We start from the raw sequence: 23,871 nt of genomic DNA on the forward strand, positions 1-23,871 counted from the left end.
TCCCCGGACCCCACCCCCTCATCCTCCTAAGACTTTTCTTTTTATCGAATCCCTGTTCGCGGCGTTCCCAGTTGATGAGGGGACGGCGTTGCAGGAGAAAAGAAAAAGGCCCATCCGGGTTTGCTGTTGCTGGCAAACAGGAATGGGCTTTTGGGTTTACATCAAGAAAATCATTCAAAGGTTAACACTCTCAAAAAAACATTGTAGAGAATAAATCCCCCATAGTTCCCTTTCAACGGCCTTGCGAGACAACGGAACTCCTGCCGCGCGGCCTTCCCCTCCCCGACTCTCTTATTTCTTCAACATCTCCATCGCCTTGTCCGCGACCGGGCCGGGCAGCATCCCGGTGAGGCAGCGGGGATCGGGGCAGTGGTTGCGGTTGCAGTGCTGACAGGGAAGGTTCAGGGCAATGTCGGCGTGCTCGGGGGAGGGGAAGGTCCACGCCGGTGTGGTCGAACCGAGTACGGTGAGGGTCGGCGTGCCCACCGCTACGGCGATGTGCCGGGGCGCGGAACAATTGCCGATATGCAAATCCGCTTCCGCGATGCAGGCCGCCATTTCCCGCAGCGACAGCATCCGCTCCGGCAAGAGCAGCGAACCGGCGGGGCAGAGGCGGGACAACTCCTGAATTTCGGCTTCCTCGCCCGGCCCCCAGAGAGGCAGGAAGCGCAGGGAGGCGTCGCGCTCAGCAAGCAGGCTGACCAGCCCGGCGTAATGCGCCAGAGGCCAGCGGCGCGTGGGCTGGCGGTGCGTGGGGTCCAGCGTGATGAGGCGCTGTTCCGGCTGCAAGCCTGCCTGAGCGAGCAAGGTGCGCGCAAAGGCGTGCTCCTCGTCCGTGAGATAGACGCGCGGGCGCTCGCCGTTCCATTCGATGCCGAGAGGGCGCAATACGCTGGCCTTGCTCATGGCGGAATAGCCGTCGAGCATGTCGGAGGAATGCGTGTACAGCAGGCTCGTATACCACGGCGGCGTATAGGAGAGGCGGACCGGGGCGCCGGAAAAGGCCACTACCCACCGGCAGCGCGGAAGCTGCTGGAAGTCCACGACCAGATCATACCCGGTGCGGGCCACATGCCAGTACCACGCGATTTCCTGGGGCAGGGAGGACAGTACCTTTTTGTCCAATGCCCAGACCTTGCCGAGATGCGGGTTGTGCTCAAGGAGCGGGGCGCACTTTTTTTCGGTCAGCAGGTGGATCTCGGCGTCCGGATAACGCCGTTTGAGCAGCTCGATGGACGGCGTGGCGAGCACCACATCGCCGATCTGCCTGAGCTGGCAGACAAGGATGCGCTTGGGCGAAAAGGTGGCGAGATCGACGGCCATTACAGTGCGCCCACTTCTTCCGCGATGCGGAGGCACATGGGCGCCTTGTTCAGCGTGTACAGGTGGATGCCCGGCGCGCCGTTGTCCAGCAAGGTGCGGATCTGCTGCACGGCAAACTTGAGGCCCGCTTCGCGTACGGCTTCCGCGCCGCCCTTGGCATTGGCTTCCTCAAGGGCGAGATAGAGCTTGCCCGGGATGTTCGCGCCGCACAGGGAGAGCGTGCGCCGGATGGATTCGAGGCTCTGGATGGGCAGGATGCCGGGGATGACCGGGACGGACACGCCCATGTCGCTGAGCCGGTCCACAAAATGGAGGTATTCGCGCACGTCGAAGAACAGCTGCGTGATCACGAAATCCGCGCCTTCACGGATTTTGGCGACGGTGTAGCGCCAGTCGCTGGCGAAGCTCGGCGATTCCGGATGGGGTGCCGGATACCCGGCGACGCCGATGCCCATGTCGGGATAATGCGCCTTGGCGAAACGGACGAGATCGGCGGCATGGCGGAATTCGGCGGTTTCCCAGTCGATGTCCTGCCCCTTGGGGATGTCGCCGCGCAGGGCCAGCACGTTATCCACGCCGTTGTCGCGCAGGCGCTGGAGATACTGGGTAATGTAGTCCTGCGTCGCGCCGACGCAGGTCAGGTGGGCCATCGTTTCGAACTGGAATTCTTTCTTCAGATGGGAAACGATTTCCAGCGTGGCGTCCTGGCTGGAGCCGCCCGCCCCGTACGTAACGGACGTGAACAGCGGTTCCAGCGGAGCCAGCCGTTCGGCCATCTTGAAGAAGTCCGGCCACTGGTCAGGGTCTTTCGGAGGGAAGAATTCGAAGGAATAGAAAGGCTTGCCCCTTTCCGCAATGAGTTGGCCGATATTCATGGAAAACCTCGTTTCAAAAGTCAGTCATAATCCCAAGTTCTTTATTCTATGCCGGATTTCCGCGAAGGGCAACGCCTTGTCGCGCGTTGGGGCAGGGGATGGCCCCGGGTGCGTTGCGCCTTTGCCGGAATTGCCGTAAACTCTGACTATTCGGGGCATTGGAGACCTGACCATCATGACGTTGCACCTTTTCTCATCCATACGACATGCAATGTGCCGTAGCGGGCGCGGCTTGTGCCTCGCGCCGCGGGTGTTTGCCGTGTTCCGTCAGTTGTTCCTCTTGGGCGTGCTGGCGTTGTCCGCCGTCCCTGCCTTTGCTGACGGTGTGCCTTCCGAGCCGCAGGATGGCCTCACGGCTATCAAGAACGCGCTTGTCCCGCCACAGCCGAGCGCGGAACAGCCGGCTCCCCCACCTCCGCCGCGCTGGGTTTTTGAGACGCTCCCGCCGTGGGAAAAGCTGGAGGAAGGCCTTCAGCTCGGCTTGTTTTCCGCGCAATTCGACGGAGGCGATCCGTTTGAAGTGGTGTTCCTGCGCATCGATCCCGCGTATTTCGATTTTACCGTGGAAACGGCGAGTTCTGAAAAACAGTCGTTGCCGCTTGAAGCCTGGGCCACGCGCAAGGGCCTGATCGCCGCCACCAATGCCAGCATGTATCTGCCTGATGGCGTTACGAGCACCGGGTATCTCCGTACCGGCGAGACAGTCAATAACGGGCGCGTGGTGTCCAAGTTCGGGGCGTTTTTCGTCGCGGGCCCGGACAGCCCGGATTTGCCCGGCGCGGACCTGCTGGACCGTTCCACGGACGATTGGGAGAACCTGCTTCCGCATTACAGCATGGTCGTGCAGAATTACCGCATGATCAGTTCGGATCGGCGTCTGCTCTGGAAGCCCGGCGGCCCGAAGCACTCCATTTCCGCCGTGGGCCGTGACGGCACGGGGGCCATCCTGTTCATCCTGTGCCGGGAACCGATAACCGGCGTGGACTTCGGGGCGCTCTTGCTGGCATTGCCCATTGACGTCCGGGTGGTGATGTATACCGAGGGCGGAAGCTTGGCCGGCCTCTTCCTGCGCACTCCCGTCCGCAGCCAGATCTGGCTGGGGCGTTCCTTGCCGGAGTTCTGGGCTTCCGGAAGCCAGGGGGCTCCGCTGCCCAACGTCATCGGTGTCCGGCGCAAATCGTAATGTGCCTTCCCTCGTGCGGGAAGGCGGCCTTTTGGTCCCCTATCGGCAGCAACGGGTTTAACGCTCGCCGTGCGCAAGTGAGGCGGTCCGCCTCCGCGCGCGACAATTGAGGAATGACATGAAACTGTATGTCGCAATGGTGGGGTTGCCCGCCAGAGGCAAGAGCACGCTGGCGAAACGCATCCGGTCGGGGCTGGAGCAGCAGGGCATCCGTACCGCGATCTTCAACAACGGCGAGTTGCGCCGGATGCTTTTCGGCCTTGAAAGCGGTTCCGCCGAGTTTTTCAATCCCGACAACACGCGCGCCCAGAGGCTGCGGGATCAGATCACGCACCAGAACATGGAGCGCGCCCGCGCATGGCTCGATGAGGGCGGCGACGTCGCCATCATCGACGCGACCAACGGGACGGTGCATCAGCGTGTGGATCTGAGCGCGACGCTCCGGGATCGGCCCGTCTTGTTCATCGAATGCGTGAATGACGATCCGCTGTTGCTGGATGCGTCCATCCGGCGCAAGACCCGTCTGCCCGAGTTTGCCAACATGACGCAGGAAGAAGCGCTGGAAAGCTTCCGCAAGCGGTTGGCCTACTACGAGAGCGTATACACCCCGGTCCGCAAAGAGCGGTGCTGGATACGCGTGGACGCCGTGGACAGCTGCATTCAGGACGAAGCCCCGAGCAACGACCTCCCGTATTATGCGGCCATCCGCGACATCATTTCCTCCCGCTGGGTGCAGGATCTGTATCTCGTGCGGCATGGTGAGACGGACTACAACCGCGAGGGCCGACTCGGCGGGGATCCGTCTTTGACCGCCAAGGGGATCGAGCAGGCCGAAAAGCTCGCCGCGCATTTCGACGGCGTGGATCTTCCGTACATTTTTACGTCCACGAAGCAGCGTTCCGCCGAGACGGCCGCGCCGCTGCTGCGTTCGCGTCCGAACACCATCAGCATGGCCCTGAGCGAGTTTGACGAGATCAATGCCGGGGTGTGCGAAGGGATGCGCTATTCCGACGTGCGCGACGGTATGCCTCTGGAGTATGAGGCGCGTTCCCACAATAAGTACGGGTATATCTATCCCAACGGCGAAAGCTATGCGATGCTCAAGGAGCGCGTGGCCCGCGGCTTGCGGCGGGCGTTGTTCCTGTCCGGCGAGGGGACGCTCATGATCGTCGGGCACCAGGCCATCAACCGTACCTTGCTGTCGCTGTTCCTGTTTCAGAGGGCGAGCGACGTGCCCTATACCTACATTCCGCAGAATCAGTATTACCACATCACCATCACGCAGCGCCGCAAGCTGTTTGAAATGATCCGGTATGCCTAACGGCGGGGAATACGCGGGAGTTCTGTGGAACGGATGGATCTGAAAACGCGGCTGTCCGATATAGTCAACAGGTACGGATTCACAAAGCAGGAATTTTCGCTTTGTTCTGAATCGGTGCTGCTTCATGACGCGCGGCTGTGTTTTCAGGCGGGGTGTACGGGATATCTCCTTAACGTTGTGCTTTTTTTGTGCGCCACCCCATTCGGGATCTTGTCCGGCGGGAAATATGTTTATCTGGCAAGCTGAATAGTGTATGCGGCGGTAGCCTTTGCTGTAAAACATGCAGCCCTGCGTAACACGGTCCGTATCCAGTAATACTGTTGGCGGGCATCCATATTGAGGGGATACTGGCAAGCGCGGCGTACGCGGACAGCGTGAGCGTCATTTTCCCCGTCATGTTTGCCGCCGCGCCGCAGCTTTTGACCGAAAGGTTCTGGCGGATGATTGTTGTCACGTATGCCTGTTGCCTTTTGCATATCCTCGTTGCTTTTCATACGAAGGCCCCAACCTTGGCATGGCTCGACGCGATCCATATAGCCGTGTTCAGCGTCTCCGGCTTTTGCGCCCATTATTTCGACAGCAGGTTGAGGATAAAGACTTTTTTGACTGGCCTCCAGCGGGATACGCTGACAAGGCGGTTGCGTTTGGCGCACAGGGACTTGAAGCGCAGGGCGGAACATGACGGGCTTACCGGCCTGCTTACGCGCAATGCCCTCGTCAGAAGGCTGAAGCCGGTTTGGGCTGGAGAATAGGGCCTTTTTCCTCGGCATCATGGACATCGACGATTTCAGGGGCATCAACGATACGTTCGGCCACAGCGCCGGGGATGTTGTCCTCAGGCGGATGGGTGCCGTCCTGCAAGAACAGCTCGGCGATGCCGATATGGCTTCCCGCATCGGCGGGGATGAGTTCGTCTTCGTTATGCCGGGCATTGTCGGAAAAGAGTCCGCCGAGAGCCTGCTGCCCCGGATATGTGCGGCGTCCTTCACGCATGAGGATGTGCCCTGTCCGATTTCGGTTTCCATCGGTTTTGCCGCGTTTCCCAACGACGGAGCCGCGTTCGAGGTCCTGCACAAGGAGGCGGGCAAGGCGCTGTATCATGCCAAACGGCAGGGGAAACGGCAGTGCGCTTTTTACGGGGAACTGCCTGAGCATTGCCCCGCGCCTTGAACGGAATGATCGTCTGATTTATTCTTATGCAGGGGGCGGCTTCCGTTTGACAGGCGGCATTCTTTTCTATATACGGAAGGTTCGAGAGAGTCGGGCGGCGGTGGCGCCGCCAACCCCGCCAGGTTCGAAAGAAAGCAACGGTAACGGTTGTTCGCCGGGTGTCCGACTCTCAAAAAGCGCAAGCCCTCGGGTTTGCGCTTTTCGTTTATGCGGGTACCGCCGCAAAGGAGGGAGACATGAATCAGGAATGTGCCGTCGGGTATGCGTCGGAAGCGGACATGGATGCTTGGATGGATCTGGTTGCTCTTGTCCGGGATGCCTTCCCCGGGCTGTCGCTCGGCGAGTACCGGGGGAACCTGCGGAAAGCCATTGCGGAGCGGCGGGCGCTGTGCGCCAAGGATGCAAGGGGGCTGCTCGGCGTGCTGGTGCTCTCGGATCAGCACAACGGCATCGGCTTCCTCGCCGTACATCCTGAGGCGCGGGGGCGGGGCGTCGCTTCGGCCCTTGTCCGCATGATGCTGGATGTGCTCCCCGCCGATCAGGATATCTTCGTGACGACGTACCGGGAAGACGATCCGCTCGGTGCGGCTCCGCGGGCCCTGTACAAGCGCCTCGGCTTCGAAGAGGCCGAACTTGTCACCCGCTATGGGTATCCATGTCAGCAATTCGTGCTGCGGCGCGGTTCCGGGGACAAGTAAAGGCAGAGCCGTCGGTACGCTCGGCCCCGTCAGGCGCACGGTAGGACCTTCGACATCGCCAAGCATTGCGCGAATGCCGGATGGAGCCGTTCATCTTTTGGGAACCGTTGGCTCTGTTTGCCGGAATGACGTGTTTTAGGGAGCCGTTTATGAAATACGAATGGAAGAAGCACGAAAAAGCGTTGTACCTTCCGAAAGCCGTTCCTGCTCCGGTTACCGTCCCCGAGCACGCCTTTTTCATGATACGCGGGGAAGGGAACCCCAACGGCGAGGCGTTCCTCGAGGCCATAGGCGTCCTGTACGCCCTGTCATATGCGGTCAAGATGTTGCCGAAGAAAGGGGATGCCCCCGAAGGCTACTATGAGTACGCCGTGTTCCCGCTGGAAGGGGTATGGGACACGGCGGAACCGATGCTGCCGGGAGAGGCCCTCAACAAGGATGCCCTGCGCTACACCCTGATGATCCGCCAGCCGGATTTTGTGACGGACGAACTCGCCGAGCGCATCCTCGCCGCGACAAGCAGGAAAAAACCGCATCCCCTCTATGCGTCGGCCTCTTTCGGGCACTGGAACGATGGCTTGTGTGTGCAAATGCTTCACGTCGGCCCTTACGACGACGAACCCGTAAGCTTTAGCATGATGCAAGCCTACTGCGCGGAACACGGGTTGCGGCGTGCATCGGACAGCCACCGGGAAATCTACCTCTCGGATGCCCGCAAAACCGATCCGGCACGTCTGAAAACGGTACTGCGGTTTGGCGTGGAGCCCTGTGCCTGAGAACTCATCCCTCAACAACAAAAGCCGCTTCCCTCCAGAAAACGAGAAGGAAGCGGCTTTTTTACATGGAAAGAGTGAGCAGGGATTCGATAGGGCCAAAAGCCTTTGCAGGGAAAAGGGGGGCACAAGCTGTGCCGGCAGGTTTGGGAAAGGGGAAACATGGGGGGCTCCCCCTTTCTCCAGAAAGTTTCCCCTCCCCGATTTTTTATTCCCCAATCTTCGCCTTCAAAACATCCATCGCCTCGTCAATGCCCGCCGGGTTCGTGCCGCCGGCCTGAGCCTGATCGGGGCGTCCGCCGCCGGAACCGGCAATGGGCGCGGCAACTTCCTTGATCAGCGCGGGTGCGGTGAAGCGTCCGTGCAGGTCCTTGGAAACATACAGGATCATGCTCACCTTGCCCTCGTCCACGGGGGCCGCGATGCAGGCTACGCCGGAAGGCATCTTGGAGCGGATGTCGTCCATGAGCTCGCGCATGGCCTTGATGTTGCTGGCGTCGAGTTTCGCGGCAAGCACCTTCACGCCGTTGATCTCCACGACCTTGGACATGAGATCCCCACCCTGCCCGGACGCGGCCTGCGCGGCGGCCTTTTCCAGATCCTTGCGGAGCCCGCGGTTTTCTTTCTGGAGGCCGTCCAGCTTGGCGGCAAGCCCGCCGGGCTGCGTCTTGAGCATGGCCGCAAGCTGGTGCAGCTCCTCGCTCATGGCGCGGGTGTGCTTGAGGGCGTTCCAGCCGGTCGCGGCCTCGATGCGGCGCGTGCCCGCAGCAATGCCGCTTTCGGACAGGATGACGAAACTGCCCGCCTGGCCGGTGCTGTGCAGATGCGTGCCGCCGCAAAGCTCCACGGACTCGGTGTGATCCGGGTTGCCGATGGTCACCACGCGCACGGTGTCGCCGTACTTTTCGCCGAAGAGCGCCATAGCGCCCATGTCGATGGCGGCCTGCTGGCCCATGAGCTTGGCGGTCAACGGGTAGTCGGCCATGATCGCGGCGTTCACGTCGCGTTCCACGGCGGCCAGCTCTTCCGGGGTCATGGGCGCGATGTGCGAGAAGTCGAAGCGCAGGCGATCCGGCGTGACCAGAGAACCCGCCTGACGCACATGGTCGCCGAGCACGCGGCGCAGGGCCGCATGGAGCAGGTGCGTGCAGGTGTGGTTGCGGGCCGCGTCGAGGCGTATGGATTCGGTCACGGTCAGCACCACTTCCTGATCGGAAAGCAGGGTGCCGCCGTCCACTTCGATGTGATGGACGGTGAGGTCGGCTGAAGGCTTCAGGGTGTCGAGCACCTTGGCCGAGCCAGCCGGAGCGGTGAGCAGTCCCGTGTCGCCGCACTGGCCGCCGGACGCGCCGTAGAAAGGCGTCTGATCGGTAACGACGTAGCCCAACGAGCCGCTGGGCAGGGCTTCGACGGGCAAGCCGTCGTCGTCGAGCAGGGCCACGACGCGGCCCACCCCGGTCAGGGCCGTGTAGCCGAAAAATTCGGACTTGAGGCCGTCTTCGAGCAGGCTCTGGAAACGGGAGGCGATGTCCTTTTCGCCGGAACCCTTCCACGCGGCGCGGGCGCGTTGCTTCTGCTGGCGCATGTATTCGTTGAAACCGGCCTCGTCGGCCTTGAAGCCGCGCTTTTCGGCCACGTCATTCACGATGTCCAGCGGGAAGCCGTAGGTGTCGTACAGCTTGAACGCGGTTTCGCCGGGAATGATCTTCTCGCCCCTGTCGGCGAGGGCGTCCATTTCCTCTTCAAGCATGGAGAGGCCCTTGTCGAGGGTGGAGGAGAAGCGCTCCTCTTCCTCGCGGGTCACGCGGGCCATGAAGTCGGCGCGGGCGCGCAGTTCGGGGTAGTCCTCGCCCATGACTTCCACGACCTTGAGCGCGGTCTTGTACAGGAACGGCTCCTGCATCCCCATGAGGCGGCCGAAGCGGAAGGCGCGGCGGATAAGGCGGCGCAGCACGTAGCCGCGGCCTTCGTTGGAGGGCAGGATGCCGTCCGCGATCATGAAGGCGATGGCGCGGCTGTGGTCCGCGATGACGCGCAGGGCGGTGTCGTTGTCGGCATTGTCGCGGTAGCGGACACCGGCGAGTTCGGCCATGTAGTTGATGAAAATCTGGAACAGGTCGGTGTCGTAGTTGGAGCGCACGCCCTGGCACACGCCCGCGATGCGTTCAAGGCCCATGCCGGTGTCGATGGACGGGCGGGGCAGGGGGACGCGGGAGCCGTCGGGAAGCTGCTCGAACTGCATGAACACGAGGTTCCAGATTTCAAGGAAACGGTCGCAGTCGCACTTGCCGATGCCGCAGTCCGGGCCGCAGGCCATGTCCGCCCCCTGATCGAAGTGGATTTCCGAACAGGGTCCGCAGGGGCCGGTATCGCCCATGCTCCAGAAGTTGTCCTTTTCGCCGAGGCGGAAGATGCGCTCGGGCGCGACGCCAGCCACTTTCTGCCAGAGTTCGAAGGCTTCGTCATCATCCTTGTAGACGGTGATGTAGAGCCGATCCTTGGGCAGTTTCAGGTCTTCGGTGATGAAGGTCCACGCGAAACGGATGGCGTCTTCCTTGAAGTAGTCCCCGAAGGAGAAGTTGCCGAGCATTTCGAAGAAAGTGTGGTGGCGCGCGGTGCGGCCCACGTTGTCGAGGTCGTTGTGCTTGCCGCCCACGCGCAGGCACTTCTGGGACGTGGTGGCACGCACGTAGTCGCGTTTTTCCTGTCCGCAGAAAATTTTCTTGAACTGCACCATGCCCGCGTTGGTGAACAGCAGGGACGGGTCGTCGCGGGGGATCAGGGAAGAGGAGGCGACTTCGGTGTGCCCGTGTTTTTTGAAGTATTCCAGAAAACGGTGGCGGATTTCATTGGCTGTCAGCATACAGGCTCCTGCGGGAGGTGGAGAGATCGGGGGATGAGGCTATGCCCGGCGGCATCGCCTCCGGAAAGGTTCGGCGGGGAGGGAGCCCCTCCCCGCATCGGATCAGATTTCGTCGTCCATGTCGTCGACGGGGGCGTTTTCGGGGTCCGGGAGGGTTTCTTCCGGTGCGTGCACGACGGGCCGCGGGTTCATGCCCAGATGCTCGATGAGCTGGCTCTCGATGGCGTTGCGCAGCTCGGGGGTTTCATCGAGCAGGGCACGGACCTTTTCCTTGCCCTGGCCGAGCTTTTCGGCCCCGAAGGCGAACCATGCGCCGCTCTTGTCCACGATGCCGGCGTCGACGCCGAGGTCGATGAGTTCCCCGGAGCGGGAAATGCCCGTGCCCCAGATGATGTCGAACTTGGCTTCGCGGAAGGGCGGGGCCATCTTGTTTTTGACCACCTTCACGCGGGTAAGGGAGCCGTAGGCTTCTTCCTTGTCCTTGAGGGTCTGGATCTTGCGGATGTCGAGGCGCACGGAGGAGTAGAACTTGAGCGCGTTGCCGCCGGTGGTCGTTTCCGGGCTGCCGTAGCCGGTGACGCCGATCTTCATACGGATCTGGTTGATGAAGATGACGGCGGTGCGGGACTTGTGGATGGTGCCGGTCAGCTTGCGGAGCGCGTGGGACATCAGGCGGGCGTGCCCGCCGACCTGCGTTTCGCCCATCGCGCCTTCGAGTTCGGTCTGGGGGATAAGGGCGGCCACGGAGTCGATGACCACGAGGTCCACCGCGCCGGAACGGACCAGCATGTCGGCGATTTCAAGGGCCTGCTCGCCGTGGTCGGGCTGCGAGATGAGCAGTTCGTCGGTTTTGACGCCAAGGCGCCTGGCATAGGTCACGTCAAGCGCGTGTTCGGCGTCGATGAAGGCGGCGGTCCCGCCGAGCTTCTGGCATTCCGCGATGACGTGCAGGGTGAGGGTCGTTTTACCCGAGGATTCGGGGCCGTAGATTTCGGTGACCCGGCCCTTGGGGATGCCGCCGATGCCGAGGGCGAGGTCTACGCCGATGGACCCGGTGGGGATCACCGGGACTTTGACATGGACATCATCGGAAAGCTTCATCACGGCGCCTTGGCCGAATTTGCGTTCGATGGTTTCGAGGGCTGTTTTCAACGCCTCTTGGCGCGCTTCTTCAGGGGTAAGGGTTGGCTTTTTTGCCATTGGGGGAGACTCCATAAAGGTAGACGGGGTTTGCCGGGATAGGCTTCCCGAATTTGCTTTCATACCAAAAGCGCCCGGATCGGGCAACCCGATTACGGGCACGCGATCCCGTATGTCAACGGATTCCGCAGGATAGAAAAAGGGGGGAGGCGTTCCGATCCTCCCCCCTCTTGTTTTGTCCCGGATCGGGCGGGCTATTTCTTTTCCAGATCGGCCATCAGTTCCAGAGCCGTCTTGGGCCCGGTGTTCACGTCCAGCTTGATGGAGGGATCCGTGTCTGACAGCGTGTCGAAGGCTTCAACGGGAATCGGCTTTTCCGTGTTGAAGATGAGGCGGATAGCGCCGGGCTTGTCGATGTACTCCATGAGCTTCGCCGTGTTTTCCGTCCCTTCGGCGGCGCCGAGGGATTCCTTGACGTACTTCTTGGCCATATCCACACACTGTTCGGGGGTCAGGCCCATGAACTTCTGGCCGAGGATGCCGAGGCGGGGCAGGAGCCCTTCATCGGCGTATCCCGCTTCGATGTGGCTGAACTTGATGTTCTTTTCAACAAAGTTTTCAATGTCGGAATCGGTGACGCTGTTATTGTTGATGATCTCAAAGAAGGCCTTATAGGGGACTTCGCCCTTGACGGCGAAGTCGGCCGTACCGAGCTTGGCGACGCTGAGGGAAGCGGTGCTGTTGAACTGGTTGTCCTTGTTGGGCAAGGAAATGGCATAGGATGCGCTGGCATCTATTTCCGGCACGCCCATGACCGAGAGCAGCTGGAGTTCCGGCACGAGGGCCACGGGCATCTTGAGGTGCTCCAGAGACACTTCAAGGGCGTAGGGGGAGGTCGAAGGGTTCGTGATGTTCAGCTTGTCCAGCGAAACATCGAGCAGGGCGCTGCTGGTTTTGAGGTCCTTCAGGGAAAAGACGCCGATGAGCGGCTTGGGCCCGGCGAAAAAGTTCTGGAAGATCCCGAACGCTTCATCGTCGTTGATGTCGGTGGGAGCGATGAAGTAAATCTTCTCCATGATGTCGCGGGGCGGCAGGTTCATGTTCTCGAGCCGGATTTCGCCGAGCGTCAGGACGTCCTGCCCCCTCAGGGTGAACACGATCCCGTTTGTCACGGAAGAGTCCAGATGCCCTTTGGCGTAGGATTTCTGGACGGCGGAATCGGTGGAGAGGGAGAAAGGCAGGGCCTTGCTCGTTATCTTGACGCCGGAGGCGGAATCTTCCTTGTACGAAAGACCGTAGATGATCGCTAGGGCCACTTTCGGATCGTCGTCACCGGCGGTGCTCATCAGGGTTTTGACGGCGGCGGTTTCAATGGCGACGCCCTTGAAGGTGCGGAGCCGTACCGTGATGTTCGGTTCGGGACCGAAGGACAGGTTGTGCAGGGCGATCTCGTCGGCTACGGGAAGTTCCGCTTCCTTGATTTCGCTCTTGGGGTCGCGCATCAGCGAAAGCAGGGTGGTCCCCGGATTCCGGATATCCAGCGTTTCGACGGTAGCGGCCACGGTCTGCTTTGCCGGGGTAACATACGTCATGCGGACGTTTTTGAGGACAAGATGGTTGTCCATCAGCGTATAGGAAATATCCCCGAGCTCTACGTGGGCATCCTGTGGAGTTTGGGCCGCCCATGTGCGGATGGCGTCAACGACGGCGTTTTCAAGATAGCGCATCCCGCCGTACCCGACGGCGATGACTGCGACAACGGCGATGCCGAGGCCAACGAGGCCTTTCTGGAGTTTGGACAGAGCCATGGCTTTCCTCGAAGAAGGTTTGATGGTCATCCATGCAAGGCATGGAAAGAGCAACAGTGTAGGTACGGCCTCCCGCCCGGTCAAGGAAATCATCCGGGGAGCGGGAGAGAAATAAAGGAGGAAAACGCGAGACGGCCCCGGGGCGAGGAACCCGGAGCCGTCTTGCGTGCGCGCCGTGTGCGGCGGAGCGCCCGGTTTGGATGAGTGGGAAGCGACGGGCGCTGTCGGAGAGCCGTCTTCATGAGGCCCTGTCAGGCCCGGCCGGAGGAACCGCGTGCCGTTCGCGGCGCGCAGCCAGACGCGGGGAGCGTCTTCCGGCGGAAACCATTCCGCTTTCTTCCGCCAAGAGGCTCAGGAGGACGTCTCCGGATTGGAGAAAGCGGCGGGGTTCCGGGGCTGGGGCCCCGGAACCGGACGTGTACGGCTGTTTAGGACGCTACGCAGGAGCGGACGGACTTGGGCTTCGCTGCATCGCCGCCCTTCTTGGCGTTGGGATCGACGGTGCGGATCGTGGTGACCTTGTTCTGGGTGAAGAAGTCGATGCCGTCCTTGCCCTGCGCCTTGTTGGTCCCGAGGAGCGACCCCTTGATGCCGCCGAAGGGAATGTACGGATGCGGGGCGCAGATGCCCACGTTGACGCCGACCATGCCCACATCGGCGTCGCGGCTGAACTTTTCGGCATAGAACTGGCTCTGCGTGAAGATGCACGCGCCGTTGCCGAATTCGGACTGCCGGATGAGTTCGAGGGCGTCGTCGATGTCCGCGATTTTGATCGTGGCGACCAGCGGGCCGAACACTTCAGTCGTGAACAGCGGGTTGCAGGGGGTCACGTCCTTGATGATCGTGGGGCCGACGAAATAGCCGTTCTTGTTCTTTTCGGGCAGTTCGGGGTTGCGGCCGTCGAGGACGAGTTCGCAGCCGTGTCCGTGGTTCAGGGCGATATCCACGTATTCCTTCACCTTGTCGGCGGCGGAGCGGGAAATCAGGGGTCCCATGTACACGTCGGGATCAAGCGCGTCGCCGACTTTGACCTTCTTGGCGGCTTCGATCATGCGTTCGAGCACGGTGTCGTACAGTTCGGGCACGATGGCCACGATGGACCCGGCGAGGCAGCGCTGGCCTGCGGAGCCGTAGCAGGAGTTGATGTAGTTTTCGATGAAAACGTCGATGTCGGCGTCTTCCATGACCACAAGCATGTTTTTCGCGCCGCCGAGCAGCATGGAGCGCTTGGCGCCTCTGGCGCAGCCTTCGGCCATCTTTTTGGCGGTCGGGGTGGACCCGACGAGGCACACGCCCGCGATGCGGGGATCTTCATACCACGTGCCGGGGATGTCGCGGCTGCCGTGGATGACGTTGACGACGCCGCCGGGCAGGCCGATTTCCATGAAGATTTCGCACATGAGCTGCATGAAGTAGGGCGACTGGGTGGACGGCTTATAGATGAAGGTGTTGCCCGTGCCGATGGCGAAGGGGATGAACCAGCCGAACACCAGCGCGGGGAAGTTGAAGGGCGCCACGCCGCCGAACACGCCGAGGGACTGTTTCGTGACCTTTCCGGTGATGCTCCCGGCGATCTGATCGAGGGTCTCGCCCTGAATCAGCGCGGGGATGGAGCAGGCCATTTCGACGATTTCGATGACGCGCTGGACTTCGCCGCGGGCTTCGGAAATATGTTTCGCCTGATCGAGCGCGATGCCCTGAGCGAGCTTTTCCAGATCGCGGATCATGCATTCCCGGATTTTATGGATATAGGTCATGCGCTTGGCGATGGGGACGAGGCGCCACGTCTTGTAGGCTTCGGCGGCGGTGGCGATGGCGGCTTCGCAGGTTTCCATGTTGGAAACGGGCACGGAGCCGATGGTTTCGCCGGTGGACGGGTTGTACAGGGGAACCGTTTTGCCGCCCGTTTCTTCCTGCCACTGGCCGTTGATGAAGTTGCGGATCTGGATCATGGTTTTGCCTCCAAACGTATTCTGGGTGGGTGTGGGAATGGGCCCGTTTTGGGATCTCGGCCCATGACTCTCCTATACGCGCCTTCCGTCTTTCCCGTCTTCTCGCATTCTGCCAAAGAGTATCGCGATCCTGCCAAAATGGGCGAAAATGGCGGGTGCGTGGTGCGGGGAGGGTGCAGGGGGAGAAGGTTAGGGAGGGGAGGCCGCGCGGCGGGAGTTCGTTCCGGCGGAAGGTGGAAAGGGGGAAATGGGGAGAGCTTCCAATAAGTGATTCTGATTTTTGTCCTATAAAAAAGACATGTAATTTTTGATAAAATTATTGGAAAATTGACGCCCTCAGGTGGTGCCTGCGCGGGGGCGGCGGGATGAGGGCGGCTTTAGGGTACGGGCGTGGGAGATGGTTGTGTCGAAGAGGCGGGAAGGCGGCGTGCGCGTCAGCGGGCGAGTTGGCCCGGCGTGCGCCCGAAGAGTTTCTTGAAGGCGGCGATGAACGCGGAAACGGAGGCGTAGCCGCAGTTGAGGGCCACGGCGGTGACGCTTTCCCCCGCTTCAAGCTGGGCGCGGGCGTGGTGCAGGCGGATACGCTGACGCCAGCGCCCGAAGGATTCCCCGGTCTGGCGCTGGAACAGGCGGGCAAGGGTGCGTTCGGACATGCCGAGGCGCGTGCACCATTCGCGGATCGTTTCCGGGGAGTCCGGCTCATTGAGGAGGGCGGTGCACAGGGCGACGAGGCGGCGATCGCGGGGCATGGGGAGGGGAAAGCCCACTTCGGGGAGCAGGGGGAGCTGGTCGAGCAGGACGGAAACCATCCTGGCCACGGGGCCGGGCTCCTCATAGTCGCAGGGTTGCGGGGCGAGTGCGTGGATGAGTTCGCGGACGAGGGGCGAGACCTCCATGGCGTGGTAGCGTTGAAACCGGGGGCCGGGGGGCAGGACATGAGGCATGATGTACAGGGCATTGTCCACGGACGGCTCCGGGATGTACCATTCATGGGTCAGCCCGGGAGGGATCCACACGGCCCTCTGCGGCGGCGCGGCATAGTTGCCGAGTTCGGTACAGATGACCATGTATCCGGAGCGCATGAACGCCAATTCGCCCCAGTGCTCATGTCGGTGCAGATCGCTCCACGTACCCGCTTCGAACGGGTCGTTGAACCAGAACACCGGACGCGGCAGCCTGACGAACGGGACATTGTAGCTTTTGACCTCGGTGAGCCGGTAGGATTTCATGGGCGGTTCGTCTCCATGCCGTAAGTGTAGCGTAAAGCCGTTCCCGCCGACAAGGGGGACGGAATGGGGCGGGACGGATTGGGCATTGTTTATCTGCATACATTGATATAGAATAAACGCCCGTCGTTTGCCCAAACCGGGCCTTTCCTAACCCGAGATCTGCCGCGGAGCGTGTTTCATGTCCGAAAAAGCCAACTTCAGGGCGCTGTTGCCCATGATCGTCTTTCTTGTCCTGTTCATCGGGACGGGCATAGCCCTGACCGCAGCCGGGGCGGATATGCCGTTCTATCAGCTTTCCGCGACGGTGGCGATCATCCCCGCCATCGTGCTCGCCATCCTTCAGGGCAAGGATGATCTGAACAAAAAGATCGGCGTGTTCCTTTCAGGCGTGGGTGAAATCAACATCATCACCATGTGCATGATCTTCCTGCTTGCGGGCGGGTTCGCGTCCGTGGCTTCGGCCATAGGCGGGGTGAAGGCTACGGTCAATTTCGGGCTCTCGCTGCTGCCCCCGTCCATGATCCTGCCGGGCCTGTTCCTCATCGGGGCGTTCATTTCCACGGCGATGGGCACCAGCATGGGGACCGTGGCCGCCATTGCGCCCATTGCGGTGGGCGTAGGCGAGCAGACCGACATTCCGCTGGCCTTGCTTCTCGGCGTGGTCATGAGCGGGGCCATGTTCGGGGACAACCTGTCCATGATCTCGGATACGACCATTGCCGCCACCCGCACGCAGGGCTGCGAGATGAAGGACAAGTTCCGCATGAACCTGCTCATCGCCCTGCCCGCGGCGCTCGTCACGCTGGTTCTGTTGTGGTTCGCAGGGGCTTCGGGGCAGGTGGTCAAGCACGAGGAGTATCAGTTTATCCGCGTTGTCCCGTATCTCGCTATTCTGGTCATGGCGCTCGCGGGCGTGAACGTGTTCATCGTGCTGCTGGCGGGCATCGTGTTTACCGGCGCGGTGGGTATTGCCTCTGTGGGCGGCTATACGCTCATCCAGTGGAGCAAGGATATTTACAGCGGTTTTGTGGGCATGAACGAGATCATGGTGCTCTCCATGCTGGTGGGCGGCCTCGGGGAGCTCATGCGTTACCACGGCGGTATCAGCTGGCTGTTGGAGCGCGTGAACGGGCTGGCCCGGAAGCTCTCCGCCGAGTCCCCGGTGAAGGCGGGCGAATGCTGCATCAGCCTGCTGGTATTGCTTGCCAATCTGTGTACGGCGAACAATACGGTGGCTATCATTCTGACGGGCAAGGTGGCGCACGAAATCGCGGTTTCGAACGGAGTTGACAGGCGGCGCAGCGCCAGCTTACTTGACATATTCTCATGCGTCGTGCAGGGGCTCATCCCCTATGGGGCGCAGTTGCTGCTGGCCGGTTCCATTGCGAAGCTTTCGCCTTTGTCCATTGCAGGGAACAACTGGTATTGCATGTTGCTCGCGGTGGCCGCCGTATTCGCTATCTTGTTCGGCATTCCGAGAGTCCGTCCGGTGCGTCCCCTCGCCTAGTACAGAAAGAATCCGGAAAAAAGCGTGCCCGCTTCCCTTTTTTTGGGGGGAGTGCGGGATGCCCCGCGTTTGGGGCATCCGGGCGGGGCGGGTTCGGAACAGCCTGAAAGAACCATGTTTTTCAGCGGAATAAGGCCGTTGCATGGGGCTTCGCATGAAGGAAAGCCATGTGGTATGTCTACCTGCTCCGATGCGCCGATGCCACGTTGTATTGCGGGGTGACGACGGACATGGAGCGGCGGTTGAGGGAGCACAACGCGGGAAGCCGTGGCGCGAAGTATACGCGGGCGCGCCGTCCCGTTGAGCTGGTGTGCTGCGTGGCGCAGCCGGATGCCTCTTCCGCGTGCCGTCTGGAGCGGGAGGTGAAGCAACGCCCCCGTGCCGAGAAAGCGGCGTTCCTGCTGGCGAGGGCGGAGCGTCCGCCGGAAGAGGAATAAGCAGCGTCTGTTACGGAAAGGATGCCGTATCGCCAAGGGGCGGTGCGGCTTTGTCATGCTGAGAGGGAAACGCTTCCCGGTAAAGGAAGGAGCACGTCCATGTTGATGGGAATGATGATCATCGTTGGCTTCATCGTCGGGTTTCTTGTCGGGTGTACCGGCATGGGCGGGATCATCCTGATTCCGGCTCTTGTCTACCTTTCCGGGCTGAGCAGCCATGTGGCGATGGGGACTACCTTGTTTACGTTCATTTTTACGACCAGCCTGTGCAGCTGGCTGTATATCAGGCTCGGCCATGTGGACTGGAAAGCGACGATCCCCATTTGCATCGGCGGGTTCCTGTTTACGTATGTGGGGGCTGACGTGAAGGCCTTCACCGCCGCGCCGTACCTGAATCTCATTCTGGCCCTGCTGATCCTGCTGGCGGGCGCGCTGGTGTTCTGCCCGGTGAGGGGGCGGCGTTTTTCCTTTATGGAAGAGGGGCGGCGGTCGCGCTTTTGGGTGCTGTTCGCCGTTGGCAGCGGCGTGGGCTTCGTCGCCGGGCTGACGGGCGCGGGCGGGCCTGTGCTCTCCGTGCCGATCATGATTGCGCTCGGCTTCCCGCCGCTCATCGCCATCGGGGCGGGGCAGGTCTATTCCGTGCCGGTCGCCCTTTCCGGCAGCGCCGCCAACTTCCTGCACGGGGCCATCGACTATAAGGTCGGAGCGCTGATGATCGTCATCCAGATCCTCGGCATCCTCCTCGGCGTGTACATGGCCAACCGTATGGACACCACGAAGCTCCGTAAAATGGTCGCATGGGTCTGCCTCTTCTGCGGCGGCTTTATCCTTGTGAACGCCATTCGGGGGATCCTCGCCATGTAGTTTTGTATGACGGGTGCGATGACGCGGAGAAAATCTCCATGAAAGGGAAGCCGTCGGGCTTCCTTTTCATTTTCTTGGGGAAAGGCCGCGAAAAGAAGTTTCCGCCTTGTATGGCGCTTCCTGTGATAACGTGTTACGTGTTGACCTAGTGAAAAAGAAGAGGTTCTTTCCATAATTTTCCAATGCTGTCAGAAGGAAACGATATGCCGCCCATTGAACTTTCCGCCCTTGCCGACGGCATTTCCTATGCCTCGAGCGTCTTTTTCGCTGTGCTGCTGTATCGTCGGGGTATGCTGACGTGTGGGAATCTTTTGCGGACGTTCTTTGCTGGTATGTGTGCGTTCATTCATTTCATAGCAGGGCCTAGAGGGTACGCTGGGTTACCTTTTTTCTATGATTGGATTGCTGTAGATACTCCACAGTCCTGTATTGAAGTAGGGCAATACGTCCTGCGAAATCTTTGCTTTGGTGCTGTAGCGTATCCATATCTTTTTTTAGCTAAAATATTTACATCAAGACGTAAGATTTTGCTCACAGGTGACTGCCCGTTACAAGAAACATTGTTTTTATCTTGTCTGTTAAGTGGAATGACTCAAATATTTTGGAATTATATTGTTGAATTTAATAGTTTTCTTTTTATGGAAGAATGAGGGGAATACGTTCTTTTTCTGAAATACGACGCGCAATGTATAAAATATTGCTGACATAATCTTGGCAATTGTTCAAAATAAGTCCATAGTTCCCAACGTTGACGTGTCCATGTACTTGATTCGTTATGATATCTTTTGTTGATTTTGTAAATGTGCTTATTTTTTCTTGGACTTGATTGATGTATGTTTCATATTTTCTAACGGCTCTATCTATGATGTCGGCATCGTATTTCACATCACCATAAGTATACAATGGAAGGTTCCTTTTTCTATCAGGCCGGACGTTATCATCGCCGAAAAAGCCAAAATCGTTGCCTTCAGAATCAAAAAAGTGCCGGTGCTCAGGGAGGAGATCGGGGAGCCCTCCTTTTCCTGATTTATATGTGTTTTTATCCCATTTTTTGATCCAGTCGAGTTTGGTCGTGGAAACGGAACCGAGGCCGTCCAATGGTCTTCTCCCGATCACATAATAACGTTTTTTCTTTTCCTGTTTGCTGATACGGCACTTGCAATTCGGATGCGGGGGATTCGGTTTTTCTGCATATGTCTTGCGGGAAAACTCAAGGCAGGTGGGACATGCGTTGGGGCTTGGTTCCACTTTCCACACACCGCCGTCGGCTTGGGTAGTATCGGAAAGGGCTGCAATCCGCCTTTGCCGCCTGTCCTCTTCCATTTCCCTCATGAGAGATTCAATCGTATTCATCGAGCGCCTCCTTACTGGTTATTTCGTCATAGCCGTTTTCCCTTCGCAAAAAAGATTGAAGCATGTCAGTGCCGGGGCCGTCCTTTTTTGACAACGGTCTACGATTGCTCTATCCTGTTGCGTTCGGACGTCCATCCGATCCCAACGTCACACCGAACCACGAGTACAGGCCATGAGCGATAACGTTACCGCGATCAAAGGCTTCGCCGATTTGTTTTCTCCGGACAGCGACGCTTTCACCCATATGGAAGCTGTAGCGCGGGAAACCTTTTCCCGTTACGGCTTTACCGAACTGCGCACTCCTATCCTCGAGCGGACGGAACTGTTCTGCCGGGGCATCGGGACGGAAACCGACGTGGTCCAGAAGGAAATGTATACCTTCCCCGACCGCAAGGGCCGTTCCCTGACCTTGCGCCCCGAAGCGACCGCCGGGGTCATGCGCGCGTATATCGAAAGCGGCCGGAGCGGCGACGCCGTGACCAAGCTGTTCACCATCGGACCCATGTTCCGCTACGAGCGTCCCCAGAAGGGCCGCATGAGGCAATTCCACCAGATCAACTGCGAATGCCTCGGGCCTTCCGAACCCTACGCAGACGCCGAGCTGGTCACGATGGCCATGCGTTTCCTCGAAGCGCTGGGCCTCAAGGATTTGAGCCTCCAGCTCAATTCGCTGGGTTGTCCCACATGCCGTCCCGCCTACCGCGAGACGCTGCGCAAGTGGCTCTCCGAGCTGGATGAGTCCGCCTTGTGCGAGGATTGCCGCCGCCGCATGGTGACCAACCCGCTGCGCGTGCTGGACTGCAAGGTTCCCTCGTGCAGGGAGCACACCGCCGAAGCTCCCAAGATTTTGGATCACAACTGCCCCGACTGCGCCGCGCATTTCGAGACGGTGCGCCGTCTGCTGGACGCCGAAAAGGTACCCTACGTGATCAACCATCGGCTGGTGCGCGGGCTGGACTACTACACGCGCACCACCTTTGAAATCGTGTCCGATCAGATCGGCGCGCAGGGTACCGTGGCTGGTGGCGGGCGTTACGACGGCCTCGTCGAACAGCTCGGCGGCCCCAACGTTTCCGGCCTCGGTTTCGCTTGCGGCATGGAGCGCCTCGCGCTGCTGCTTCCCCAGCCGGAAGCGGGAGCCGCTCGCCCAGATTTCTTCACGGTCGTGCTGACCGACGTTGCCCGCGACGCCGCCTATGCGTTGACGCAGGCCCTGCGCGATGCGGGTTTCCGTGGCGAGATGGGCTTTTCCTCCCGCAGCATCAAGAGCGCCATGCGTCAGGCCGGAAAGTCCGGCGCGCGTTTCTGCCTCCTCATTGGTGAAGACGAGCTCGCCGCCCAGACGGTCATGCTCAAAAATATGGACAGCGGCGAACAGTCTTCCGTGGCGTTTGCCGACGTTGTGGCCCGGCTTCAGAAATAGCTTGTAAAGGAATGTTTGGTATGAGCGAAGAACAGAAGGAATTGTCGGTCGCCTGCCAGTCGCTCGGCGACTGGACGCGCACCCACACGTGCGGTGAGCTGACCGGGGCCGACAACGGGGCGGAAGTCTGCCTCATGGGCTGGGTGCAGTACCGGCGTGACCACGGCGGCCTGATTTTTGTGGACCTGCGCGACCGTTTCGGCCTGACGCAGATCGTGTTCAGCCCCGAGTACGCCCCCGAGGCCCACGAACAGGCTGGCGCGCTGCGTTCGGAATACGTGCTTGCCATGAAGGGCAAGGTACGCCCCCGCCCCGAGGGCATGGTCAACCCCAACCTCAAGACCGGGGAAGTGGAAGTCGTGGTCAGCGAATGGAAGCTGCTGAACACGTCCAAGACCCCGCCCTTCCAGATTGAGGACCGCGTGGAAGCGGGCGAAAACCTTCGCCTCCAGTGGCGCTATCTCGACCTGCGCCGCCCGCGCATGGCCCGCAACCTCGCGCTGCGCAGCCGTACCGCCATGGCCATCCGCAACGAGCTGGCCTCGCAGGGCTTCCTTGAAGTGGAAACGCCCATCCTCACCAAGTCGACCCCCGAAGGCGCGCGCGACTATCTCGTTCCTTCGCGTCTGAACCACGGCCAGTTCTACGCGTTGCCGCAGTCGCCGCAGCAGTTCAAGCAGTTCTGCATGATCGCCGGGCTCGACCGCTATTTCCAGATCGCGCGCTGCTTCCGCGACGAAGACCTCCGCGCCGACCGTCAGCCGGAATTCACGCAGGTCGACATCGAAATGAGCTTCGCCGACGAGAAGCAGGTCATGGACATGGCCGAAGGCCTCATGATCCGCGTGTTCAAGGAAGCGCTCGGCGCGGACATTCCCGCTCCGTTCCCCCGCATGACGTGGGACGAGGCCATGTCCCGCTACGGTGTGGACAAGCCCGACACCCGTTTCGGCCTTGAGCTTCAGGATGTGACCTCCATCGTCAGCAACTCCGGCTTCAAGCTGTTCGCCTCCGCCAAGCTGGTGAAGGCCATGCGCGTGCCCGGCGGCGAAAGCCTGACCCGCAAGGAGATCGACGAACTCACCGAGTTCGTGAAGATCTACGGCGCGCAGGGGCTCGCGTGGATCAAGATCCGCGAAAACGAATGGCAGTCGCCCATCGCCAAGTTCCTGTCCGATGAGGAACGCGCCGGCCTCACCGAAGCCCTCGGCCTTTCCGTGGGCGACATCGTGTTCTTCCAGGCGGGCGAGCCCGGCATGGTGAACGCCGCGCTCGGCAACCTCCGCGTGCACCTCGGCGAAAAGCTCGGCCTGATCCCCGAAAACGCTTGGAATTTCCTGTGGGTGACGGACTTCCCGCTGTACGAGTACAGCGAGGAGGAAAACCGCTATGTGGCTTGCCACCATCCCTTCACCGCACCCAAGGACGGCGATCTGGAGAAGATGGTGTCCGATCCCGCCGCCACCAAGGCCCGCGCCTATGACATGGTGCTGAACGGCAACGAAGTGGGCGGCGGTTCCATCCGTATCCACGAAGCGGCCGTACAGCGCAACATGTTTGAAGCTCTCGGCTTTTCCAAGGAATCTTACGAATCCCAGTTCGGCTATTTCATTCAGGCGCTCGAGCATGGGGCCCCGCCGCATGGCGGCATCGCCTTCGGTTTGGATCGCCTGATCATGCTGATGTCCGATTCGCCGTCCATCCGCGACGTCATCGCCTTCCCCAAGACCCAGAAGGCTACCTGCCTCATGACCAACGCGCCCGATATCGTGTCCGCGAAGCAGCTTCGTGAGCTTGGCCTGCGTCTTCGTGAGGAAGCGAAGGACAAGAAGGAAGAGAAGTAAGTATTGGGGAGGGGAAGGGGAACCTTTCTGAAGAAAGGTTCCCCTTCCCCTCCCCAAACCCCTCCCTTTCCCCTCCCAAGACTTTTGACTGGTGGGGAGGCCGCGCGG

General features: G+C 60.5%; 20 protein-coding genes and 1 other RNA gene. 12 read left to right on the forward strand and 9 right to left on the reverse strand.

All coding sequences use genetic code 11. From position 1 onward, the window contains the following. Nucleotides 1-291 precede the first annotated feature (291 nt). Entirely contained in the window at nucleotides 292-1,323 is a 1,032-nt protein-coding gene (locus T370_RS0115775; RefSeq protein ID WP_029436278.1) for a glycosyltransferase family 9 protein, read from the reverse strand. After that, nucleotides 1,323-2,198 carry a methylenetetrahydrofolate reductase [NAD(P)H] gene (metF, locus tag T370_RS0115780; protein ID WP_029436279.1) on the reverse strand — a complete coding sequence of 292 codons (876 nt, stop codon included), beginning with the start codon at nucleotides 2,196-2,198 and terminating at the stop codon, nucleotides 1,323-1,325. Before metF ends, T370_RS0115775 begins: the two co-directional genes overlap by 1 nt. Before the next feature lie 259 nt (nucleotides 2,199-2,457). Between metF and T370_RS0115785 the strand changes: the two genes are divergently transcribed. Beyond that, nucleotides 2,458-3,381 (forward strand): phosphodiester glycosidase family protein, encoded by a 924-nt coding sequence (locus T370_RS0115785; protein WP_237912128.1) that lies wholly within the window; start codon nucleotides 2,458-2,460, stop codon nucleotides 3,379-3,381. A 118-nt stretch (nucleotides 3,382-3,499) separates the two neighbouring features. Further along, complete coding sequence (locus tag T370_RS0115790) at nucleotides 3,500-4,702, forward strand: bifunctional nucleoside/nucleotide kinase/histidine phosphatase family protein (protein ID WP_005025116.1); 1,203 nt, start codon at nucleotides 3,500-3,502, stop codon at nucleotides 4,700-4,702. Nucleotides 4,703-4,932: 230 nt separating this feature from the next. Here T370_RS0115790 and T370_RS25170 read toward each other — a convergent pair whose 3' ends face one another. After that, nucleotides 4,933-5,481: a hypothetical protein gene (locus T370_RS25170; protein WP_156034449.1), complete on the reverse strand. Its 549-nt coding sequence runs from the start codon at nucleotides 5,479-5,481 to the stop codon at nucleotides 4,933-4,935. Here T370_RS25170 and T370_RS0115805 point away from each other — a divergent pair. From T370_RS0115805 to T370_RS0115815, 4 genes are all read left to right on the forward strand, one after another. Beyond that, nucleotides 5,474-5,872, forward strand: coding sequence for a GGDEF domain-containing protein (locus T370_RS0115805; protein WP_029436283.1), 399 nt, complete (start codon nucleotides 5,474-5,476; stop codon nucleotides 5,870-5,872). The two genes, T370_RS25170 and T370_RS0115805, sit on opposite strands and share 8 nt — an antisense overlap. Before the next feature lie 84 nt (nucleotides 5,873-5,956). Beyond that, nucleotides 5,957-6,047, forward strand: an RNA gene (ffs, locus tag T370_RS24510) — signal recognition particle sRNA small type. A 61-nt stretch (nucleotides 6,048-6,108) separates the two neighbouring features. Further along, nucleotides 6,109-6,570, forward strand: coding sequence for a GNAT family N-acetyltransferase (locus T370_RS0115810; RefSeq protein WP_029436284.1), 462 nt, complete (start codon nucleotides 6,109-6,111; stop codon nucleotides 6,568-6,570). Between the two features lie 149 nt (nucleotides 6,571-6,719). Beyond that, nucleotides 6,720-7,346, forward strand: a complete 627-nt coding sequence (locus T370_RS0115815) for a GyrI-like domain-containing protein (RefSeq protein WP_029436285.1) — start codon at nucleotides 6,720-6,722, stop codon at nucleotides 7,344-7,346. 205 nt (nucleotides 7,347-7,551) lie between these two features. Here T370_RS0115815 and alaS read toward each other — a convergent pair whose 3' ends face one another. The 5 genes from alaS to T370_RS0115845 all read right to left on the reverse strand — a co-directional run bounded on the left by alaS (nucleotide 7,552) and on the right by T370_RS0115845 (nucleotide 16,335). Beyond that, nucleotides 7,552-10,206 carry an alanine--tRNA ligase gene (alaS, locus tag T370_RS0115820; protein WP_029436286.1) on the reverse strand — a complete coding sequence of 885 codons (2,655 nt, stop codon included), beginning with the start codon at nucleotides 10,204-10,206 and terminating at the stop codon, nucleotides 7,552-7,554. A 102-nt stretch (nucleotides 10,207-10,308) separates the two neighbouring features. Further along, a complete protein-coding gene (gene recA, locus T370_RS0115825) occupies nucleotides 10,309-11,406 on the reverse strand; it encodes a recombinase RecA (RefSeq protein ID WP_005025130.1) in 1,098 nt (365 codons plus the stop codon). A 194-nt stretch (nucleotides 11,407-11,600) separates the two neighbouring features. Beyond that, entirely contained in the window at nucleotides 11,601-13,154 is a 1,554-nt protein-coding gene (locus tag T370_RS0115830) for a hypothetical protein (RefSeq protein WP_029436287.1), read from the reverse strand. Between the two features lie 428 nt (nucleotides 13,155-13,582). Then, nucleotides 13,583-15,106, reverse strand: coding sequence for an aldehyde dehydrogenase family protein (locus T370_RS0115840; protein ID WP_029436288.1), 1,524 nt, complete (start codon nucleotides 15,104-15,106; stop codon nucleotides 13,583-13,585). Between the two features lie 434 nt (nucleotides 15,107-15,540). Beyond that, nucleotides 15,541-16,335, reverse strand: coding sequence for a helix-turn-helix transcriptional regulator (locus T370_RS0115845; protein ID WP_005025138.1), 795 nt, complete (start codon nucleotides 16,333-16,335; stop codon nucleotides 15,541-15,543). Nucleotides 16,336-16,513: 178 nt separating this feature from the next. Between T370_RS0115845 and T370_RS0115850 the strand changes: the two genes are divergently transcribed. The 4 genes from T370_RS0115850 to T370_RS0115870 all read left to right on the forward strand — a co-directional run bounded on the left by T370_RS0115850 (nucleotide 16,514) and on the right by T370_RS0115870 (nucleotide 19,793). After that, on the forward strand, nucleotides 16,514-17,842 hold the full coding sequence (locus T370_RS0115850) for a Na+/H+ antiporter NhaC family protein (RefSeq protein WP_029436289.1): 1,329 nt from the start codon (nucleotides 16,514-16,516) through the stop codon (nucleotides 17,840-17,842). A 167-nt stretch (nucleotides 17,843-18,009) separates the two neighbouring features. After that, the gene (locus tag T370_RS0115855; protein ID WP_005025143.1) at nucleotides 18,010-18,279 is read left to right on the forward strand and encodes a GIY-YIG nuclease family protein; all 270 of its coding nucleotides are present in this window, start codon (nucleotides 18,010-18,012) and stop codon (nucleotides 18,277-18,279) included. 99 nt (nucleotides 18,280-18,378) lie between these two features. Then, complete coding sequence (locus T370_RS0115860; protein WP_009733459.1) at nucleotides 18,379-19,143, forward strand: sulfite exporter TauE/SafE family protein; 765 nt, start codon at nucleotides 18,379-18,381, stop codon at nucleotides 19,141-19,143. A 203-nt stretch (nucleotides 19,144-19,346) separates the two neighbouring features. Continuing rightward, nucleotides 19,347-19,793 (forward strand): hypothetical protein, encoded by a 447-nt coding sequence (locus tag T370_RS0115870; RefSeq protein ID WP_029436290.1) that lies wholly within the window; start codon nucleotides 19,347-19,349, stop codon nucleotides 19,791-19,793. Here the strand turns inward: T370_RS0115870 and T370_RS0115875 are convergent. Then, nucleotides 19,780-20,496: a hypothetical protein gene (locus T370_RS0115875; RefSeq protein ID WP_029436291.1), complete on the reverse strand. Its 717-nt coding sequence runs from the start codon at nucleotides 20,494-20,496 to the stop codon at nucleotides 19,780-19,782. The genes T370_RS0115870 and T370_RS0115875 overlap by 14 nt on opposite strands. A 172-nt stretch (nucleotides 20,497-20,668) precedes the next feature. On the opposite strand from T370_RS0115875, the gene hisS reads away from it, so the two are divergent. Both hisS and aspS read left to right on the forward strand, forming a co-directional pair. Continuing rightward, nucleotides 20,669-21,919: a histidine--tRNA ligase gene (gene hisS / locus T370_RS0115880; protein WP_029436292.1), complete on the forward strand. Its 1,251-nt coding sequence runs from the start codon at nucleotides 20,669-20,671 to the stop codon at nucleotides 21,917-21,919. A 20-nt stretch (nucleotides 21,920-21,939) separates the two neighbouring features. Next, complete coding sequence (gene aspS / locus T370_RS0115885; protein ID WP_029436293.1) at nucleotides 21,940-23,763, forward strand: aspartate--tRNA ligase; 1,824 nt, start codon at nucleotides 21,940-21,942, stop codon at nucleotides 23,761-23,763. Nucleotides 23,764-23,871 lie beyond the last annotated feature (108 nt).

It is taken from the genome of Bilophila wadsworthia ATCC 49260, assembly GCF_000701705.1.
In the GTDB taxonomy this organism is placed as follows: domain Bacteria; phylum Desulfobacterota; class Desulfovibrionia; order Desulfovibrionales; family Desulfovibrionaceae; genus Bilophila; species Bilophila wadsworthia.